Genomic DNA, 15,789 nt, shown 5'->3' on the forward strand with positions numbered 1-15,789 from the left:
TAGTGCCATGAAATTACAATTCACAAAAATCGGTTTTGGGAGGAGTTTCCTACCATTAATGCTAGTAGTCATTGTGTTTTGCAGTTGCTCAGGTCAGGTCGGTCATGAGGAAGTGAGAAACGTTAAAATCAGTCATTATGAGCTGCTTAATGTAGCGAATGGGGATTTACAAACAGCCGAAACAGAAAAAGATTTTTCTGTAAATGAGGTAGTAAACCTTGGGATACAGTCTGATACGGTTTATGTCAAGGCCCAAATAGATGTGAGCGAATGGGGATCTGGTGGAGGACCGTATTACCTAGAAGTCAAAAATCCCACTATAAGGTATTTAGAACTTTTTGTGAAGGATGTTTCTGGAGCTTATGTCTCAGTGGGCAAGAAGGGGACATTTTTTATGGAGGAGGGATTAAATGGCCACTTAGCGCCTTCGTTTTTGGTTGAAAATATCGGGACGGGAGACATTATTTTAAAGCTATATTCCCAAGAGCCAATTTCCTTCGAGGCATCTGTTTACGCAAAAGGTGTTTTCGAAGAAATGGATTCCAGGCGGATGCTGCTGACTAATATTTACATAGGGATTATGCTAGCGCTGTTTTTGTATAATTTAGTGCTTTATTTTTCAGTTCATGCCCGTGTTTATTTAGTATATTGTTTGTATATCCTTTTTATATCCTTGGCCCAATTATCCCTTGCCGGGTATTCAAAACTTTTTTTGTTTAGCGACAATTTCCGATTTTTTGAAGAGAGCGCAGTGTTGTTTTCAGGCTTTTCAGGCATATTTGCCGTTACCTTTATCAGGATTTTCCTGAAGACCAAAACAATCATTCCCAAACTCGATAAGGTATTGTTGGGCATCGGAGTGATTTACGGACTGGTACTTTTTACTCGTGTGTTTTCCTTTGTAGAGCTGAGTTATCGGTTGACAGATCTTGCAGGGATGTTGGTGGCAGTGTTCTTTTTTCTCTCCGCTATTTTAGCTGCTAGAAGTGGTTACCGGCCAGCATATTATTTCCTGATAGCATGGTCATTTTTCTTGGTAGGTGTGGTGATCTTTGTGTTGAAAAACCTAGGGTTCGAATTGCTTCAGGATTTGGCAAATTTCCCGATGCTGGTGGGAACCGCCTTGGAAGCGATCTTGCTTTCACTTGCACTGGCCAATAGGATCAACATTTTAAAAAAGGAAAAGGAACAACAGCAACAGGGGAAATTGGAAGCCTTAAAAGAAAATGAAAGGTTAGTGAGGGAACAGAATGTTATTTTGGAGGAAAAAGTTAAATTAAGGACTGAAGAGCTTGAGCAGACATTGAAAAATCTTCAAAATACACAGACGCAGTTGGTTAATCAGGAGAAAATGGCGTCCTTGGGACAGCTTACAGCGGGGATTGCCCATGAAATCAATAATCCGATAAATTTTGTAAGCTCTAATATTTCCCCATTAAAGCGCGATCTTCAGGATGTGTTGGAGGTAATGGAAGAGTACAGGGAAAAGGGAAAAGAAGAGTTTTCAGAAACTACTAAAAAGCAGCTCCATGACCTAGAAGAGGATTTGGAGTTTTCGTATTTGATAGAGGAGATAGACCTGCTGCTGAAAGGGATGGAGGAAGGAGCCAAGCGTACCGTCGAAATTGTAAAGGGACTAAGGCTGTTTTCCAGGGTGGATGAGCAGGATGTGAAAAAAGTGGATTTGCACGACGGATTGAATAGTACCTTGATTTTGCTTAACAGTACCATGGGGCGTGTGAAAGTGGACAAGCACTATGCAGAGATTCCTATGGTGGAATGCTTGGCAGGAAAGATCAACCAAGTGTTTATGAACATCATTAGTAATGCTATTCAAGCACTGCAAGAGCAAGAAAACAACAGCAATCCGTTGGTAGAAATCACCACTTCTGTTCTAGGAGGAGACAGGGTACGGATAGAAATCAAAGATAATGGTCCTGGTATGCCTGAGCATGTGAAGGAGCGAATATTCGAACCGTTTTTTACGACGAAGCAAGTTGGGAAGGGGACTGGATTAGGACTGTCCATAGTTTATAAAATTATTGAAAACCACCAAGGAGCAATGGAGGTGTTCTCTACGGAAGGAGAAGGAACCTCTTTTGTGATTACTTTGCCAATTTATCAAAAAACAGCGCGTAATGAGTAGTAAGATAAATGTTTTATATCTAGATGATGAGCATAACAACCTTAATTCTTTCAAAGCAAGCCTAAGAAGGGATTTTAAGATTTTTACTGCCTTGAATGCTGATGAAGGCTTGGTGATTGCCCAAAATGAGGATGTTCATGTAGTCATAGCCGATCAGCGGATGCCGGGAATGACCGGCGTGGAGTTTTTTGAAAAATTGGTTCAGATTAAGCCTGATCCCATTCGTATTTTACTTACCGGTTACTCGGATATTTCGAGTGTCATTGATGCCATTAACAAGGGCGAGGTATATAGGTTCATTGATAAGCCATGGAATATCGAGCAGATCAAGAATGCTATCACGAATGCCGCTGATATTTATTTTATCCGCCAGGAACTAAAAGAAAAAAATGCTCGTCTGGAGAAGATGCACTCCGAAATGAACCAGTTTGTCTATAGCCTTTCCCATGAACTGAGAGGTCCCTTGATGAGCATTTCTGGGGTCTCTAAATTGGCCAAGATGGAGTGTAATGACCGGACGATCTTGGAATATTTTGAAATGATCGATTCCGCTACAGTCAAGCTGGATGATTTTATTTATAAAATGCTGGATTTTTATCGCTCTACCAAGATTGATAACGTGGTCACCAATATAAATTTCGAGGAACTTTTGGCCCAGCAATTCGAAGCTTATGAAAACAAGTGGGACCTTACGGGCATAGAGGTAGAAACCACCATAAATCAAGAGGAAAGATTCCGTTCTGATGAGGCTAAGTTAAGAGTGATTTTCAATAATCTATTTAGCAATGCCTATAAATTTCAACAGGAAATCAATCCAGATAAGTACATTAAGATCCGGGTGGATGTGCAGGATAGGAAGGCCGTTATTAAGGTGCAGGACAATGGGATCGGCATAGATGAAAAATACAAAACGGATGTTTTTGACCTATTCCAGCGTGCTACTCAGAAAAATGTAGGTTCTGGAATTGGCCTTTATATGGTCAAGGAATCAGTAGAACAACTAAAAGGAACCATAGAGTTGGACTCAAAGGTAGGGGAAGGGACATTATTTACGATAACCATCCCATACTTATAAAAAAGAGCCCCCCTGCCGGGACAGAGGAGCAAAGAAAGTGCTTTTAGAGTCCTGGGTTTCTAAGGCTATTGCCCATTAATCTTCAAAGCTAAAGATTACCTGTACCTCATCAGTAAGCTTCTGCTCTTCCGGAGAAAAGGAGGGAGCAGCCTCGGCGGCCATGCTTTTATCCATTCTCATGTATTGCATCTGTGAAGGTCGCGGCATGGTGATGGGGGTGTTCGAGGTGTAGTTGATACTGGTCACGGACAATCCCTGCAAAGACATGGTCTTTGCAATCAGGTCGGCCTTCTCCCTGGCGTCCTGTAGAGCTTGTTCGAGAAGCTGTTCTTCATATGCTTTTTTCATTTTTTCTGAGATCGAAAAATTGACGTCAAACATGATCTCTTCATTTTCATTAAGAAGTTCCACCACTTTCACCAAGTCATCCTGGGGGTTAGGGAGGGTGATCTTCAGGTTTTGGCTTGCGACATAGCCACTGTCTTTACTGGTACCTTTGGTGTAAACTCGGTTGACAGTGACATTGTAATTACTGGTGGTCAGTTTGTAGCCTTTGGCCTTACTGCTTTTGAGTTGCTTTTCGATGATGCCTGTCTTTTTGTTGAGCATCGCAGAGGCATCAGAAGCTTTCATGGCTTTGTGTTCAAGACGGACATTGATGAGGGCTTCATCAGGTTTGATGGAGATTTCACTCTTTCCGGTCACCGCTATATGTTGTTTTTCTGATTTGGTTTGGGCATTGGCTGTGGTGATTCCTGCCCAGATTACTGCAATAATTAAAAGCGTTTTTTTCATAACTAATAGTCAGTTTTATTACCTATACGACAAATCATAAGCCAATATGACAGCGGGGGTAAAAAATATAATAAATTCAGCTTTTTTTGTTTTGTTAACTACGTAAATGGCAGTAATTTGCCATCCGTAAAATTTTACAAATAAAGTAACAAAAGGTTTTTAATATGATTAATCCATGGCATGATGTCCAAATAGGCGAAGAAGCACCTGAATATGTACAAGGCATCATAGAAATCCCAAAGGGTAGTAAAGGGAAATATGAACTGGATAAGAAAACCGGCATGCTGATGCTGGATAGGGTGTTGTTTTCCGCTGTTCATTATCCGGCAAACTATGGTTTTATACCGCAGACTTTTTGCGAGGATCATGATCCATTGGATATTTTGATCATGTCGCAGATCGATATCCCTTCCATGACGTTGGTAAAAGCAAAGGTGATCGGTGTAATGAGAATGGTGGATGGTGGAGAAGCTGATGATAAGATCATCGCCGTCGCTGCTGACGATCAATCCGTGAATTATATCAATGACATCGATGAGCTCCCTCCTTACTTGATGAAAGAGATCCATCGTTTCTTTGAGGATTACAAAAAACTGGAAAACAAAGAAGTGAAAGTGGAAGATTTCTTAGGAAAAGAAGATGCCATGAGGATTGTAAATGAGAGTATAGAACTCTACGACAAGAATTTCAGAACAAAAAAATAAACTAAAGCCATCACAAGATGGCTTTTTTTTTGGGTCTAGTAAGGGCTTCTTTATGTAGGGCCAACTAAAGTTGACTTATATGGTCTGTTGACGTTTTATTTTTTGTATTTTGCGACTTTGTAAATGAGAACTACATGTCCAAATTTGATCATATAAGGCCATTTTATGATACTGAAGTGAATCAAGCCATCAGGGGGATAGTCGATGATCCCATGATGAAGGCAGTTATGAACTTCACTTTTCCTGAAATGGCGGAAAGCGAATGGAAGCGGCAGCTAAGCAGGACGCATTCTATAAGGGATTTTCAGATTAACTTTATTTATCCGGCCATAGAAATGGTGCTGAAGCGTAGCTCAGAAGGACTGAGCTATTCAGGTCTGAACCAGCTCGACCAGCATGTGTCTTATTTGTTTATTTCCAATCATCGGGATATTATACTGGATACGTCTTTATTGAATTATGTCCTTTATAATAATGGATTGATGATGACATCCTCGGCGATAGGGGATAATTTGGTAAAACGGCCACTGCTGATGGCGCTTTCCAAACTGACAAGGAATTTTGTGGTTCAGCGTGGACTTTCTCCTCGGGAACTATTGGAGAGTTCCAGGCTGATGTCTGAATATATACAAGACTTACTTTTTCATGAAAACCGATCCGTGTGGATAGCCCAAAGAGAGGGCCGTACCAAAGATGGTAACGATGAGACGCAGAAAGGCGTGCTGAAGATGATTTCAATGGCGCGTGGAGATGTAGGCGAAATGGAGTATTTCAAGAAAGTCCACATTGTGCCGGTGTCCATTTCTTACGAGTACGATCCTACCGACGTGCTGAAAATGCCAGAGCTAATGGCCAAATCCCGCTCTGAAGTGTATGTAAAGCATGAAAATGAGGATTTTAATACCATTCTGAACGGGATTATGGGGCAGAAAAAGCACATCCATGTTCATGTGGATAAGCCATTGGATGATGAGATTGATAAAATCATCAAAACAGAAGAGCCTGCCAACAGGCAGTTTCAGTATTTGAGTGAAGTGATCGATGAAAGGATCATTGGGAATTATAAATTATGGCCAACAAATTATATCGCGCACGACCTGCTCCATGGAAGCGAGCAATATATAGAAAAATATAGCCCGGAAGAGCGGGAGCAATTTCAAGAGCGTATGGCGGAGGGGATTGACCTTCAAGATGAAGTGGCGGTCACTAATTTCTTGTCGATGTATGCCAATCCAGTGACCAATCAGGAGGCGCTGAAAATAAAAGGATAATATTATCTGGCCAGTAAACTTGGTGGAGTAGTTGGAGTTACCCCTTGGTGTAGGATATCTGACTGGGTGGATTAGGCTTGGGCTGGTCGTCGGCAGCATTCCAATAGGCCAGTTTTTCGCAGCTTATGATTTCGATGGTGTAAAAGTTGAATTCTTCAGATACCTTTCCTCGTAGCAGGTAGATTCCTCGTCCAGTTAGCGGGTGTTGCTTTACAACGGGAGGGAAATGAACCGTGTCTATCCAGTGGCCATCCCTGTCGAGGAAAGTGCCAAAGTTCATGATGTCCCCTTTTACAGTTCTGGTGTATTTTACCGTGACCAGATAGCCCAATAGCTCAATTTCTTTTCCGGCATATGACTTGATATCCCTTGCTTTTACAGTGCCTTGTGGCATTGATTTTAGCAATAGGAAAGGATCTGCAATCGAAAATTCCATGATTTCCAGGTGATCGAGGATATCCTGCCGCGGATCATTGTTTTCCAGATTGGGGATGGTGAGTCCCCGGAGATTGATTTGACGAAAGAGGTGGTTGGTGGATGGCTTGTTTTTTTGCTTGTTGGTGAGAAAATGGGCCTCCCAAAGCAGTTCTTGTTTGGTCTTGGATGTAAACCGAAAGGCATCAATCCTGATCAGGATCAAAAGCTGCTCCAAGCTGATCGCTATACGGTTGATAAAGTCCCTGAGATTGCTGAAAGCTCCTTCTGTATTCCTGTTTTGGAGGATAGTATTGGCGATTTCTTTATGAAGGTATTTTAAATGGATAAAGCCTAAGTAAACCGTGGTTCCCTTGATCATGGTGAGGTGTTCGCTTTCATTGATATGGGGGAGTTGGACATCTGCGTTGCAGGCCTGAAGTTCTCTGATGTAAAACTCCGTTTTGTAAAAACCACCGAAATTATTGATCACACCAACCATAAATTCCAGGGGAAAGTGAGCTTTGAGATAGAGGCTTTGATAACTTTCGACAGCAAATGAGGCAGAATGGCCCTTGGCAAACGAATATCCTGCGAAGCTTTCGATCTGAAACCACACTTCACTTGTAATCTTTTGGTCGTGCCCTTTTTCTGATGATTTTTTAAAAAAGCTGTCTTTTACTTTAAGAAATTCCTCTCGAGACCGAAATTTTCCGCTCATGCCTCTACGGAGTACATCAGCTTCATCAAAGGACAGCCCTGCGTAATAGTGGGCTACCTTGATGACATCTTCTTGATAAACCATGATGCCGTATGTTTCCGGCATCAGGTCATATAGGATGGGGTGTGCCCGGGATTTTCTCCATTCAGGTTTACGGTGCCTTAAGATGTATTCACGCATCATGCCGGATCGGGCCACACCAGGTCTGATGATGGAGCTGGCAGCGACCAATCCTAAATATTCGTCTGCTTCGAGTTTTGCCAGAAGCATCCGCATAGCGGGCGATTCCACATAAAAAGCACCAATGGTATGGCCTTTTCGAAGGTGATGTTTGATTTTTTCGTCTTTTTTAAAATCCTTTATCCGGTGGATATCTACTTTTTTCCCTTGGTTGGTTTGGATGATTTCCAGGCTGTCTCGGATATGGCCCAGTCCACGTTGGCTGAGAATATCAAATTTGGCAAAGCCGATTTCCTCTGCCGTTACCATGTCAAAATGTGAAACGGGAAAGCCTTTAGGGGGAAGGTCGGTGGCTGTGTAATAATGTATGGGTTGTTGGGAAATCAGTATGCCGCCTGCATGGATGCTGAGGTGACTGGGCATGCCTTGGATCAGCTGGCTATATTTCAGTACCAAGGAGCCAATGCGGTCAGGGATGTAATTGCCCGGTTTGGAGACATAGTTGATGAGGGCTTCAATTTCTGTTTTGGGGAGACCAAAGACTTTACCCAATTCGCGAATGGAGGAATTGATCTGGAAAGTGTTATGTGTGGCGAGCAGGCAGACATGTTCATGAAGGTCTGTGTTGTGGTTTTGGAAAATGTGCTGGATGATCTCGTCACGGTCCCGCCAAGAAAAATCAATATCAAAGTCCGGTGGAGTGGAACGGTACAAGTTGATGAACCGCTCGAAGTACAGGTCAAGCTCTATGGGATCCACGTCCGTGATGAATAGGCAATAGGCTACGATGCTGTTGGCGCCACTGCCCCTGCCGACATAATAGAAGCCACGGTTGCGGGCATATGTTACGATTTCGTAATTGATCAGGAAATAGGAGACAAAGTCCTTTTTTTGGATGATGTCCAGTTCTTTTAGGATCCGTTGTTTATGCCCTTCCGACAGTTCGTGGCCGTACCTTTTTTTAGCCCCTTTATAGGTGAGTTCGGTTAATTTGGCGACATCTTCCTTTTCTGATCCGAATACACGTTTTTTGTTTTCTACTTCCTGGTAATCTTGCTCAAAATGGCAGCTTGCGAGCAGTTCATAAGTTTGCTGTAGCAGCCAGTAATGTTGGTCGCATCGTTCGGTCAATTCCAATGTGCTGTAAAAACGGTCGGATATGTTGCCTTGCTCAGAAACAGGGAGTTTGCTCAGCAAGATATTTAGTTCTATACAGCGAAGGAGCCGGTGGATATTAAACGATGTTTGGGAATGAAAGCTTACAGGCTGTAACAGCACCCAGCGATCTTTTTCTGCTATCCATGGTGAGCGAAGTGCTTTTTTGAGCTGGTGAGGATGGATGCCAAGGTACTCATTTGGGCCAAGTTGGGAATAGGGCCGGGGAAAAGGATAGATGACAGCAGTATGCTGCCAATGGGGTGCTTTTTGGGGAAAGGGACGCTTTTTTCTCTTGTGGTCAGAAAGGTGGCGGTTTAGTTCAAAAAAACCATGATGATTTAAGGCCAGCCCAATGTACTGCTGTTCGATGCCATTTCGGAAATCAACTCCTACGACACCGTGAATTTTGGCTGCCTTTGCGGCTTTCAGAAAAGGATAAACCGCTGCTGTACAATTGATGTCGGTCAGGGCCATGGTTTTTACCCCATGTTTTTTTGCATGATCTACCAGTTCCTGAACAGGCATGGTTCCATAGCGAAAGCTAAAATAGGAATGGCAGTTTAGATACATGACTATGAAGTGATTATGGTTTTAGTGCAAATATAAAAAGTTTATTAAACAAACCTCATAATGTTTATTTAATAAACTTTTTGTTGGTGATTGTGGCCAAGGCAGGAGGTGATCAGAAAAGGGGGAGTGACCCAGTTTTACAAGCGTTCAGGAGTAAAATGAACTTGTAAGATTCAAGTGGAATGGGAGACATTTTTATTATCTTTGTGCAATCAAAAAAATGGTGATTATGAAGAGCAAAGGTGCAGCGATTTTGGCGGCAAAATGCCCTAAATGCCATCAAGGCAATATGTTTCCTGTTTCAATGGTCAGTTTTAGAAAGCTGTCAGTGGTCAATAGCCATTGTCCTCACTGTAACGCCTCTTTGGAGCCAGAGCCTGATTTTTATTATGGAGCCATGTACATTAGTTATGCCTTGTCAGTGGCCTTGGTGGTCAATGTCATGATCATCCTCAATTTTGTTTTCGGCGATCCAGCGTTGTGGGTTTACTTGGTGTCTGTAGGGATTGCAAACATCGTCTTGCTACCAGTGATGCTGCGGTATTCTAAGGTGCTGTACTTGTATATTGCTGGTAAGCTAAAATACGATCCTAGTGCTTAATGCGGACATTGCTTTAGGCAGTATGAAGTAAGGCAAAGGTGGGTCGGAAAGGTGCCGTTGCTACCGGTTTAGGTATTTTTGAGGTTGCCACATCATTTTGTTGAGGCTGATGGTGATGCCGGTAAGCAGTAAGAGAGCAGGAAGTCCGCCCAGGTTGGACAGCATTTTGATCCCGTCAATGCCGGCAAAAGTGATCATGATCCAAGCCAATAGCCCCACTAATGTGCCCCAAATCACTTTCAAATTGGTGTCTGAGTCGAACTGTTCCAGCGAGAACTTCTTCATGCTGAGCGAAGCCATGGCTTCTGTGCTGGAGTCTGCGGCCGTGACATAGCTGATAAACATGGCGATGACAAAAGCAGGCCGGAGGAGGTTTGTAAAGCCAATTTCATCAAAAACTTGGTAGATGACAGATTCAGGGCCGGAAGTTTCCAAGAGGGTTTTGAACAGGCCGGTGTCCTGTGATGCGTAGAACAAGGTGCTGCCTCCGAAAATACTCATCCAGCAGAGACAGAAAATTGCGGGCAGTAGCCAGTTGAACAGAAGGAACTCCTTGACGGTGCGGCCATAGGCGATCTTTCCCAAAAACAAGGCCGTAATTGGTGCCCAAGCCATCCAGTTGGCCCAGTTGAAGACGGACCAAGATTGTGACCATTCGCTGTTGTGTACATTGCCCCATTGTAGACTGAGGGGAAGTACATTTTTGATATAGCTTTTGACTCCTTCAAAAGCAGCATCGACCATGGCTGCAGAAGGACCGATCATAAGGATGGTGATGCTGAATAAGACAAAAAATGTAAAATTGATCTGGCTGAGATTTTTGATGCCACGGTCTATTCCTGACGAGGCCGAAATGATAAATGAGCAGAGGATAGCGAAGGTGACCAAGGGTAATAAAAATCCCCTTTCCGAGTAGCCCCATTGGTCGGCGATGCCTCCAGATATGCTTAATATACCAGCGCCAAGGGATGCGGACATGCCTGCAACCAAAGCGAAAAGGCAGACCATGTCAATCAATGCAGCGAGTTTTGGTCGACTTTTTTTTCCTATCAGTGGAATAAGCGGACTGCTAAGGCTAAAGGTGGAGTTGGCATTGTAAATGGCCAGGGCAATGCCGAGAGAGGGGATCGCGTAAATGGCGTATGGAGTCAGTCCCCAGTGGAGGAAAATAGCCCCCATGGAGAATTGTGCAGCGGCTTCTGATCCGCTGGAATACGCAGTGAATGAAGGCGGGAACAGGAAATGGAAAAGTGGCTCGGCACTCCCCCAGAAAAGTATCCCGACAGCTACGGTGGTGCAGAGCACAATTGAAAACCAACTCATACGATTGAACTTTGGTTTGGCATTTTTACCTCCAATACGCACACCGCCTAAGGGTGAAAAAACCACTAAGATGCAAGTGAGGACCATGGCGAAAGAGCTGTAGGAGAACCACAGTGAAAAGTGATCCAAAATAAAGCTATTGATACTATTCATGGAGTATTCGAAAAAATCAGCATTGATAAGGCTGGTGCATACGGCGGCTAAAATGAGTATAAAAGGTGGCCAAAATACGCTTTTCCTTATCGGGGTATGGAGGAGAGAAGTTAGTTTTTTCAAATCAGGTGGAGGTAAAGTGATAAAAGAATCTTTTGAAAAGCCCTTACAGTTTTAAATGGGCGGAGCAGAGAAGGCGTTGGAAGTCGTTAATTTCGTGTAATTTTTATAAAAAATAAAGGTATCTTTAGAATAACAGGTTTTTGGGATGATTCTTGAAGAAGTGTTTAGGGTACTTTTTTAATCAATGTAAGGTACAAAAGGCAGATACATGATTTTAAGGTTATTGACATTCCCATTTCGCTATACCTTTGGCAAGTTGAAAAAGGTAGTAGGAAAACTGGACAAAATTAAAATTGAGCCGTTATATGCTTTTGGAAACGAGGATTGTATTTATGTGAAGGGCAGGGTGATAGAAGCGTATAAACAAAGCAAGCCCTCCCACAAGAAGAACAGTCTTCAGAATATTGTGGCGGCACTTCGACGGTATGCAGGCAGCAGTGTGCCGGATGCGAAAGTAGAGGTGACCTACTTTGGTCAGAAGAAAGCATTATATAGCGATGAGGAAGGTATCATTAGCTGCGAATTCCATACCGTGTGCCAAGAAACATCGGAAGTGCATCGTGTGCGGTTTAGCCTGGTGGAGGAGGAAGGGCTGGTGTCTGAGAAAAGTATGAGTTCTTTGAAAGTACAGCAATTTTCTAAAAATCATCCGATCGGGGTGATTTCTGATATTGATGATACGGTTTTGATCTCACATGCCACGGATATTGGCAAGAAGTTATGGCTGTCAGTATCCAAGAACGCGTTTACAAGGAGACCTTTTCCAGGAGTCAGTGGCTTTTATAGAGAGCTTACGGAGAATGGGAAGCATCCTATATTTTATGTTTCCAGCAGTGATTGGAACCTGTATGATCTGATCAAAGACTTTTTGGCATTTAGAAAAATTCCAGCCGGGCCGATCCTATTACAAGATTTACATTTAAGTCTGAAGAATATCTGGAAATCAGGTGGCGGTAGCCACCAACACAAGCTTGAAAAGATCAAAATGCTGCTTGATATGTATCCAGGGATGCGCTTTTTTCTTATTGGAGATAGTGGACAGCATGATCCGGAATTATACGGAGAAGTGATAAGGGAGTACCCTGAACGGATAAAATCGGTCTATATCCGAAAGGTAAGTGATGGTAAGGAAGAAGGACGGACCAAGCTGATAGAAGAATTAAAAAAGATAGGGGAATCTCCACAAATGGTTTTTGTGAAAAATACTCAAGAAGCCATCAAGCACGCCAAACAACACGAATTTATTCCTTCCTAAAAAGCTATGAGCAAAAAGTTTTTATACATTCTCAACCCAATCTCGGGAGAAGGGGTTGATCGAGCTGAAGTGAACGACGTTCTCGCCAATAATCTTTACGGTATAGACCTGACGGTCTACGAGACGACGGGCAAGCCCGAAGATCCACAAAATATCCAGCAACAACTAAAGGAAAAACATTGGGACGGAATCCTGATCGGAGGAGGGGATGGCACGATAAAAATGGTCGTGTCTGCCATACTGGGGACGGGCATCCCGGTAGGGATAATTCCTTTGGGCTCGGCCAATGGACTGGCTACGGGTTTTGGGATCCATGGGGTTTCGGATGCTTGCTTTGCCATTCAGAAAGGGCAAATCGAACCAGTGGATCTCTGGGATATAAATGGTGAGTTGTGTATCCATCTCAGTGATTTTGGCTTTAATGCCGGGTTAGTGAAAAAATCCACCGCTATGGAGAAAAGGGGGATGCTCGCGTATGCCAAAAGTTCACTGGAGCAGTTACGGGAGATGAGGTCGTACTCCTTTGTCATCAGGGCAAATGGAGAGGAAGAGAAAGTGACTGCCAAGATGCTGGTAGTAGCCAATGGTAACAAATATGGTACAGGGGCCGTGATCAATCCGTTTGGCAAAGTAGGTGATGGTAAATTTGAAGTGGTGACGGTAAATCCCGAAGGTATAGACGAGATCATCGGTCTTTCCCTTGCCTTGTTCAATGACCGTCTGAAAGAAATAAATCACGTAAAAAGTAGGAGTTTTGACAAGGCAGAGATAGATAATCCAGATGGGGCAGATTTCCAGATCGATGGAGAGGTCATGCCCCCGACAGATCAGATCAAAATCGAGGCTATTCCCCATCAGGTGAATTTCTACAGCCTTGAATAATAAGTTTGGCAGCGGCTAAACCTATCAGTGTGCAGTCAGGAATAGATGACTATGCGCGCACAGCTTTTCTTTGGGCCATGGCGTAGCCAAGATGCATGCCTTCATGGATGGCGTTGAATTCGACTGCTTCAGAGATGTTTTTTAGGGTGACGCCAAAGCTGGTGGTGTATTCGGTAAACGTGGCAAAACTTCCGGCCAAAAGATCGTTTTTAAAACTTTCCAAGGTTGATAGAGCTAACACTTTCAGCTCTTCAAGTTCTTTGGAGGTGATAGGAGATTCGGGTTTTGTTCCTTTTCGGTATTTTTCTACTAGTGTGTCGGGAACCAGCATTTCCTGTCCTGAAAGCTTGTAGCAGATGATTTGTTGCGTGACGATAACATGCCCGAAATTCCAGGCGATATTGTTGTTGAATCCTTTAGGGATTTCATTGAGTTCATCGATGGTCATGTCATTCACTAGACTGATGAAGTTTTCCCTGGTCTTTATGGTGGGGCTGATGTTCATGGTACATTACAATAAGTTGATTCGTTCTAAAGTTAGGTGATTTATTTAATGTTCACGAAGGCTTATTAAAAAAAGCTATACAATATATAAAAGTAAATCCGTCATTGTTTCTCTAAGGCTATGCCGAATGAAGCAATGACGGATAATTTATGTGCAATCTTTGTTCTTTTATACACCCAACGACCAATCGCCACGGTAATCCCTTCTGACGAACTGGTTGGCTTCTTCGAAGTTAGTGACTTTCATATTTGGTCCGTCCCATACCAGTTTGATACCTCTGCCAGGATAGTCGTAGCCGCCATTTTCGCGAGGTTTTCTGATGTCATAGCTGCGAATGGCAAGGTTGCCCATAAGGACTGACTCGGTAAGTGGTCCGGCGATAGAGAAAGGAGAACTAAGTTCTTTGAATTCCTTGCTGCCATGCCCGGCTACACAAGCTTTTACCCATTGGGCATAGTGGCCATTGTCGCCATTTTCTACCCTAGGGATGGTTTTTGGGACATTTTTTCCGTCTTCCCTGGAGGTTGGAAGGAGCATTGGGTTGATGCCGTAGGTGGAGCACATCATCTTGCCTTTGGTCCCTTCGATGATCACGCCATTGCCACCATCTCCCATTTGTTCGTTAGGGCCAAGTTCTTCTGGCCGGGTAGGCTGGATGCCGCCGTCCATCCAGTGGAATTCCAAGTCTTTGCCACTTGGCATTTTAAATTTCAGGGTAACGTGGGAGGACGGAGGGCATCCATCAGGGAAATATCCACGCTGAAACTCGCCTACATATACCGACCCTACGCTGCATTCAGCTTCCGTAGGATAGCCAAGGCCAAGGGTCCTGAATGGCGGTTCCATGATGTGGCAGGCCATGTCGCCAAGTGCTCCTGTGCCATAGTCCCACCATCCGCGCCAGTTGAAAGGGACGAGGTTGTCCACGTATTCTTTATAGGGGGCAGTGCCCAGCCAAAGGTCCCAGTCGAGCTCCTTAGGAGGTGTGGTGCCTTTTTCTGGCCATTTGATGCCTTGAGGCCAAACCGGACGGTCTGTCCAGCACCATACTTTGGTGGCTTCTCCGATCAGTCCTGCATCGTACCATTCCACCATCCGGCGAACACCGTCCCCAGAGGAGCCTTGGTTGCCCATTTGGGTAACCACTTTGTATTTTTCGGCAGCTTCGGTAAGCATCCTGGCCTCGTAGATATCGTGGGTAAGTGGCTTTTGTACATAGACGTGTTTCCCCAGCTGCATGGCGGCCATGGTCATGACAGCATGATTATGGTCAGGAGTGGAAATGGTAACCGCATCGATGTTTTTATGTTCTTTTTCTAGTAGCTCTCTATAGTCTTTATAGTACTTGGCTTTGGGGAAGCGCTCACGGGAAGTGGCAGCCCTTCTGTCGTCCACATCACAAAGATAGCCGATTTCTGCGTGGCCACTTTGGTACATGGCATTGATGTCGCTTTGGCCTTTTCCGCCAGCACCAATGCCTGCGATGACGATCTTGTCACTTGGAGCGGTAAATCCAGTGCCTCCTAGGACGTGCCGAGGTACTAAATAGAATCCTGCAGCTGCAGTGGCGGCACCTTTCAAAAACGTTCTTCTGGAATTGCCATTGCCGAGTGGCTTTTGTTTCTTCATGGGAATTATTGTCGGTTGAAAATTTTTTGATTGTTTTTTAGGTCAAACAATTTATCAAAAACTTTTTTTACTTCCATCTAAAAAATAGTTTTTCACTTTAAAAGGTCTTATTTTAGGATAAATGGTTGTGGTTTTTAACGATTTTTACCGATATAATTGAGGTTTTAGCTATTGCTAAATCGTTAAATTATCTTTAAATCTATGGTTTTTTTATGTCTAAAAGTTTATGTGATCATGAATAATGTTTTAGTAAAAAATTAATTAAGTTTAGGGATTGTTAAGCG

At 43.5% G+C, this 15,789-nt stretch carries 12 protein-coding genes; 7 read left to right on the forward strand and 5 right to left on the reverse strand.

Features of this window, described 5'->3' with window-relative positions; genetic code table 11:
* The first annotated feature begins 7 nt into the window (after positions 1-7).
* Positions 8-2,146 carry a 7TM diverse intracellular signaling domain-containing protein gene (locus FDP09_RS10290; RefSeq protein ID WP_229683277.1) on the forward strand — a complete coding sequence of 713 codons (2,139 nt, stop codon included), beginning with the start codon at positions 8-10 and terminating at the stop codon, positions 2,144-2,146.
* Positions 2,139-3,221, forward strand: coding sequence for a hybrid sensor histidine kinase/response regulator (locus FDP09_RS10295; RefSeq protein WP_137402589.1), 1,083 nt, complete (start codon positions 2,139-2,141; stop codon positions 3,219-3,221). Before FDP09_RS10290 ends, FDP09_RS10295 begins: the two co-directional genes overlap by 8 nt.
* A 75-nt stretch (positions 3,222-3,296) precedes the next feature.
* Here the strand turns inward: FDP09_RS10295 and FDP09_RS10300 are convergent, their stop codons facing one another.
* A complete protein-coding gene (locus FDP09_RS10300; protein WP_137402590.1) occupies positions 3,297-4,016 on the reverse strand; it encodes an SIMPL domain-containing protein in 720 nt (239 codons plus the stop codon).
* A gap of 164 nt (positions 4,017-4,180) precedes the next feature.
* Here FDP09_RS10300 and FDP09_RS10305 point away from each other — a divergent pair, with 164 nt between their 5' ends.
* Entirely contained in the window at positions 4,181-4,720 is a 540-nt protein-coding gene (locus tag FDP09_RS10305; protein ID WP_015266079.1) for an inorganic diphosphatase, read from the forward strand.
* Between the two features lie 134 nt (positions 4,721-4,854).
* Positions 4,855-5,991, forward strand: a complete 1,137-nt coding sequence (locus FDP09_RS10310) for a 1-acyl-sn-glycerol-3-phosphate acyltransferase (RefSeq protein ID WP_137402591.1) — start codon at positions 4,855-4,857, stop codon at positions 5,989-5,991.
* Between the two features lie 37 nt (positions 5,992-6,028).
* On the opposite strand, the gene FDP09_RS10315 is transcribed toward FDP09_RS10310, so the two are convergent.
* Positions 6,029-9,034, reverse strand: a complete 3,006-nt coding sequence (locus tag FDP09_RS10315) for a DNA polymerase III subunit alpha (protein WP_137402592.1) — start codon at positions 9,032-9,034, stop codon at positions 6,029-6,031.
* Positions 9,035-9,263: 229 nt separating this feature from the next.
* On the opposite strand from FDP09_RS10315, the gene FDP09_RS10320 reads away from it, so the two are divergent.
* The gene (locus FDP09_RS10320; RefSeq protein ID WP_137402593.1) at positions 9,264-9,635 is read left to right on the forward strand and encodes a DUF983 domain-containing protein; all 372 of its coding nucleotides are present in this window, start codon (positions 9,264-9,266) and stop codon (positions 9,633-9,635) included.
* Positions 9,636-9,695: 60 nt separating this feature from the next.
* On the opposite strand, the gene FDP09_RS10325 is transcribed toward FDP09_RS10320, so the two are convergent.
* Positions 9,696-11,234, reverse strand: coding sequence for a BCCT family transporter (locus FDP09_RS10325; protein WP_137402594.1), 1,539 nt, complete (start codon positions 11,232-11,234; stop codon positions 9,696-9,698).
* Between the two features lie 208 nt (positions 11,235-11,442).
* Between FDP09_RS10325 and FDP09_RS10330 the strand changes: the two genes are divergently transcribed.
* A complete protein-coding gene (locus FDP09_RS10330; RefSeq protein ID WP_137402595.1) occupies positions 11,443-12,489 on the forward strand; it encodes an App1 family protein in 1,047 nt (348 codons plus the stop codon).
* A 6-nt stretch (positions 12,490-12,495) separates the two neighbouring features.
* Entirely contained in the window at positions 12,496-13,371 is an 876-nt protein-coding gene (locus FDP09_RS10335; RefSeq protein WP_137402596.1) for a diacylglycerol/lipid kinase family protein, read from the forward strand.
* Positions 13,372-13,420: 49 nt separating this feature from the next.
* Here FDP09_RS10335 and FDP09_RS10340 read toward each other — a convergent pair whose 3' ends face one another.
* Together FDP09_RS10340 and FDP09_RS10345 are read right to left on the reverse strand one after the other, a co-directional pair.
* Positions 13,421-13,876, reverse strand: a complete 456-nt coding sequence (locus tag FDP09_RS10340; RefSeq protein WP_137402597.1) for a DinB family protein — start codon at positions 13,874-13,876, stop codon at positions 13,421-13,423.
* Between the two features lie 168 nt (positions 13,877-14,044).
* Positions 14,045-15,505 (reverse strand): Gfo/Idh/MocA family protein, encoded by a 1,461-nt coding sequence (locus FDP09_RS10345; RefSeq protein WP_137402598.1) that lies wholly within the window; start codon positions 15,503-15,505, stop codon positions 14,045-14,047.
* Positions 15,506-15,789 lie beyond the last annotated feature (284 nt).

The sequence above is a fragment of the Echinicola rosea genome (genome assembly GCF_005281475.1).
In the GTDB taxonomy this organism is placed as follows: Bacteria; Bacteroidota; Bacteroidia; order Cytophagales; family Cyclobacteriaceae; genus Echinicola; species Echinicola rosea.

Excerpts from the sequence above, each read along its gene's own strand:
- FDP09_RS10290 (WP_229683277.1), top strand. The coding sequence starts at position 8 with ATGAAATTACAATTCACAAAAATCGGTTTTGGGAGGAGTTTCCTACCA.
- FDP09_RS10295 (WP_137402589.1), top strand. The coding sequence starts at position 2,139 with ATGAGTAGTAAGATAAATGTTTTATATCTAGATGATGAGCATAACAAC.
- FDP09_RS10300 (WP_137402590.1), bottom strand. The coding sequence starts at position 4,016 with ATGAAAAAAACGCTTTTAATTATTGCAGTAATCTGGGCAGGAATCACC.
- FDP09_RS10305 (WP_015266079.1), top strand. The coding sequence starts at position 4,181 with ATGATTAATCCATGGCATGATGTCCAAATAGGCGAAGAAGCACCTGAA.
- FDP09_RS10310 (WP_137402591.1), top strand. The coding sequence starts at position 4,855 with ATGTCCAAATTTGATCATATAAGGCCATTTTATGATACTGAAGTGAAT.
- FDP09_RS10315 (WP_137402592.1), bottom strand. The coding sequence starts at position 9,034 with ATGTATCTAAACTGCCATTCCTATTTTAGCTTTCGCTATGGAACCATG.
- FDP09_RS10320 (WP_137402593.1), top strand. The coding sequence starts at position 9,264 with ATGAAGAGCAAAGGTGCAGCGATTTTGGCGGCAAAATGCCCTAAATGC.
- FDP09_RS10330 (WP_137402595.1), top strand. The coding sequence starts at position 11,443 with ATGATTTTAAGGTTATTGACATTCCCATTTCGCTATACCTTTGGCAAG.
- FDP09_RS10335 (WP_137402596.1), top strand. The coding sequence starts at position 12,496 with ATGAGCAAAAAGTTTTTATACATTCTCAACCCAATCTCGGGAGAAGGG.
- FDP09_RS10340 (WP_137402597.1), bottom strand. The coding sequence starts at position 13,876 with ATGAACATCAGCCCCACCATAAAGACCAGGGAAAACTTCATCAGTCTA.
- FDP09_RS10345 (WP_137402598.1), bottom strand. The coding sequence starts at position 15,505 with ATGAAGAAACAAAAGCCACTCGGCAATGGCAATTCCAGAAGAACGTTT.